Source organism: Natrinema soli (assembly GCF_028618695.1).
In genome coordinates, this window is sequence record NZ_JAQIVI010000766.1 from 1 (window position 1) to 4,007 (window position 4,007).

General features: G+C 64.4%; 4 protein-coding genes. 2 read left to right on the plus strand and 2 right to left on the minus strand.

What is annotated here, in order from left to right; translation table 11 throughout:
• Nucleotides 1-1,011: DolP-mannose mannosyltransferase (locus tag PGX04_RS34895; protein ID WP_377043824.1), on the minus strand; the 1,011-nt coding region annotated here is incomplete at its 3' end.
• A gap of 22 nt (nucleotides 1,012-1,033) precedes the next feature.
• Nucleotides 1,034-2,125 carry an NAD-dependent epimerase/dehydratase family protein gene (locus PGX04_RS31885; protein ID WP_273742143.1) on the minus strand — a complete coding sequence of 364 codons (1,092 nt, stop codon included), beginning with the start codon at nucleotides 2,123-2,125 and terminating at the stop codon, nucleotides 1,034-1,036.
• A 489-nt stretch (nucleotides 2,126-2,614) separates the two neighbouring features.
• Between PGX04_RS31885 and PGX04_RS31890 the strand changes: the two genes are divergently transcribed.
• Both PGX04_RS31890 and PGX04_RS31895 read left to right on the plus strand, forming a co-directional pair.
• On the plus strand, nucleotides 2,615-3,529 hold the full coding sequence (locus PGX04_RS31890) for a decaprenyl-phosphate phosphoribosyltransferase (RefSeq protein ID WP_273742144.1): 915 nt from the start codon (nucleotides 2,615-2,617) through the stop codon (nucleotides 3,527-3,529).
• A 28-nt stretch (nucleotides 3,530-3,557) separates the two neighbouring features.
• Nucleotides 3,558-4,007 (plus strand): PHP domain-containing protein (locus PGX04_RS31895; protein ID WP_273742145.1); only part of this gene is annotated, 450 nt, incomplete at its 3' end.

Below are 4,007 nucleotides of genomic sequence, written 5' to 3' on the forward strand. Positions count from 1 at the left end.
GCGGTACTCGTTGACGACGCGGGCAATGTCGCCGACCCGGTCGGGGACCGTCGTCACGCGCTCGACGTCGACAGCCACGCCAAGTGCGACGAAGGCGAGCCACAGGAGCGCGTCCGTCGAGCCGTCCAGGTCGACGAACAGCACCTGGAGGGCGAGTAACACGCCGCCCACCGGTATCCACCACCGCTCCCAACGATCGCGGATGGCGGCGTGCGCCCAGCCGTAGAGCGCCACCGGGAGGAGTAGCGACCCGTAGCCGAACACGAGCAGCAGCGAGTAGACGCGCTCGGACAGGGTGTACGACGATCCGGCGGACAGCGTCGCGACCACCGTTTCGACGAACATGGGGACGAGCGCGCCCGCAGCCGCGAACACGAGGACGACGACGGCGGTCACGACGCCGCCGCCCGCGATGGTCCAGAGCGCGTCCCTTCGTCCGCTTCGCTGGTAGGCCATACCGACGACCAGCAGCGCGAAGACGCCTCCCGATTGCCACGAACCGGCGCTCAGTGCCGCGATGGCCCCGGCGAGGAAGGGACGGTCGCGAAGGGCGAGTGCGAGCGCGAGGACGCCGAAAAACAGCGCGTAGAACTGGGCTCGCACCCCTTCCGGAGAGAGGAGGAAGAGTTCCGGGACGACCAGCATCGTCAGGCCGGCGGCGACCGCCGCCGCGTTCTCTTCGGTGACGAGGGATGCCACCCACCCGACGAGCAGGACGCTCGCAGCGGCGACGAGCGTCGTAAACGCCGAGCTGAGACCGTGCAGGACGAGCATGTCCCCGCCGGAGAGGAGGGAGAGAACGGCCGCGATCCCGAACGGAACGGGCGGGTTCACGTCCCAGACGTCGGTATACGGAACGCCGCCGTTGAGGACGTACCAGCCCGTGTGCTGGAAGAACGCAGGGTCGGTCGCGATCGTCGGCCAGTCGACGAGCATGTATCTGGCGAAGCCGGCGACGAACAGGGCGGCGACGAACGGCCCGAGGACGACGAGCCACCCGGAACGACTCACGACGCGTGAACGTACGGACATTTCAGATCCGTTGCGAGATCTTCTTCGCGACGGCGAGAGCGCCCTGATCCCACGCGACGCGGTGGTCGAGACCGGTCTCGTCGGCCGTCTCGTCGGCCTCGTAGTTCTCGAGGTACCACTCGTACGTCTCCACGAGCGCCTCCTGATTGGAGTACTCGGGCTCCCAGCCGAGGTCTTTCAGTTTCTCGACGGAAACGTAGGAATCCTCGTGGGCCGTCTCGTAGACCCACGGATACAGCGGGGAGAGGTTCAGCGTATCCAGTACGCGGAGGACCGCGACCGTGAGGAAGGCGGGCGTCCCGATCGTTCGCTTGCCCGTCCCCGCGTAGTCGATGGGGGCCTGGAAGTCCTCTTTCATCGTGCCGTACTCGTCGGCGCCGACGTTGAACGTGTCGTTCACCTCCTCTTCGTCGCCGGTGAGCAGCAGTTCGATGGCGGTGACGAGATCGTGGACGTGCAGCAACTGGTAGCGGTTGTTTCCCCAACCGACGAGCGGAACGTTCGCGCCGTCTTCGATCCAGTCGAACAGCACCTGAAACACGCCGAGGCGCTGCGGACCGATGAACGTTTTCGGCCGGAGGATGGGGACGCACAGTCCCATACGACGAAAGTCCTGACAGACCTTTTCGGCCTGGATCTTGGCCTCGCCGTAGGCTCCGACCCCATCCAAGGGTGACTCCTCGGTGATGGGGTGCGTGTCGTGGGTCCCGTACACCGCGGTCGAGGAGATGTAACAGACCCGCTCGACGTCGTGTTCTTTCGCCGCCCAGAGCACGTTTCGCGTCCCGTCGATGGTCGTCTCGCGGATGCGATCGGCGTCCCACAGCGGGAGCGCAGCCGCCGTGTGCACCACCGCGGTGGCGCCGCTCTCCTCGAGCGCGTCGGCCACGGCCTCCTCGTTCCGGACGTCCCCCTCGACGAAGTCGATGGCGTCCGTATCGTCTTCCGCCTCGAACGGCTTGAGGTCGAACGCGGTGACGTCCCACCCCTGATCGCGGAAGTACTGGCACACGTGAAGGCCGAGGAACCCGGTTCCACCCGTGACGAGAATTGAGCCACTCGAGTCGTCGCTGGCGCGCTCACTATCGCTCATCGTGATATCACACGAGACGTCAATACGGTGCCTCAATAGTGTATCGGCGGTTACCGAGTCTTATGCTGTTCTAAGGATTCTTACGTCCGTGAAACCGAGGGACGGGAGCGCGATAAGGCGCACGCTCGAGGTGCGGTGAGTACTCAGTTGTCATCGTAAAATTGCAGCATTCGCCCGCGAGCCGAGCAGTGGTTCACGCTGCAATGATCTACCGGTTCACTTCCGCTCGCGACAACTACGCCGTTGCCCGATCGAGCGGCTCCCGCTCGTCGCGCAGGATGGTTGCATCGTCTCCGAAAGACGGTATCGGACTCCGGTCTCTCGGTTTTTCTCATCGAAACAGTATACCGCCGCGACTAATACTACCACCCCCGGTTTAAACGAGCATCTCTCTGTTGATCATCACCGTTTAAGACCGACCTATCGACGCAAGTCAGTAAAAGCAAGCCGGGCCTTTTTGCCGGCCTGTGTGGCAGGGGAGATAGACAGATGGCCCGCGCCTATGCGAACCAGAACCGGTTCGTCGGAACCGTCTCCGGTCTGGTAAAGGAGATGCGCCCCTGGCAATGGTACAAGCAGAGCATTCTGCTCTTGGGACTCGTCTTCTCCGAGAACCTGTTTGATCCGGCCGCCGTCACAAACGTTGCCCTCGGAATCGTCGCTTTCTGTGCCATCGCGGGCACGACGTACATCGGTAACGACATCCTCGATATCGAGGAGGACCGCAACCATCCGCGGAAGAAACACCGTCCCATCGCCAGCGGTCAAGTCCCGATTCCCGTGGCAGTGTCGTTCGCGTTCCTGCTCTTCGTCGGCGGGGTAACCGTTTCCTGGTATCTCGGCCCGCTGTTCCTCCTCGTCGTTTGCACGTATCTCGCCCAGAACGCGCTTTACTCCTCGTTTCTGAAGGACTTGGTCATCGTCGACGTGATGGTCATCGCCATCGGATTCGTCCTGCGGGCCATCGCGGGCGTCGTCGCCATCGATGTCTACCTGAGCCCCTGGCTCGTCGTCTGTACGTTTCTCGGAGCGCTAATGCTCGCGCTCGGCAAGCGCCGCCACGAGATGGTCGTCAGCGACGATCCGGCCGCGGCGCGCGCTACCCTCGCCGAGTACACCGAGGAGACGCTCGATCAGTTGCTCGTCGTCGTCCTCGCGGCGCTGGTCGTCTCCTACTCGCTCTACACGTTCTACCGCGGCGGGATGTGGATGATGGCCACGCTCCCGTTCGCCGTCTTCGCGGCCTTTCGCTACCACTTCCTCGCCCACACGCAGGATCTGGGCGGCGACCCGAAATTCCTCTTCGGCGACCGGCCGTTTCTCGTCAATCTCGTCGTCTGGGGACTTCTCGTTATCGCAGTCCTTTACGATGTTCCGCCCCAACTCATCGGGACGATCACGTGACTACCTCACTCCCCGCACCGAGACCACCATGATACGACGATACGATCTCCAGGTGCACACGAACGCGTCGCCCTGCTCGAGTACACCTCCCGAGCGCGTGGCCGAAGCAGCGGCCGACGCCGGGCTCGACGGCATCGCCGTCACCGACCACGACACGCTCGCCAACGTCGATGCCGTCCGGGACGCCGCGCCGGACGACCTCGAGGTGATCCCCGCGGTCGAAGTGACGACGACCGAGGGCCACCTTCTGGCACTCGACGTCGCGGAGGCACCGCCTCAGACGGATCCGCTGACGGTGGTCGACGACGTCCACGAGCAGGGCGGCGTTGCCGTCCTCTCACACCCGTTCGACGCGCTGCGACAGTACTACGAGACGGACCTCGACGCGCTCGCGGACGCCGTCGACGGGGTCGAAACGGTGAATTCGCGCTGCGTCCGCCGCCGGTTCAACGAGCGCGCAGCGGCGTTCGCGGCCGCC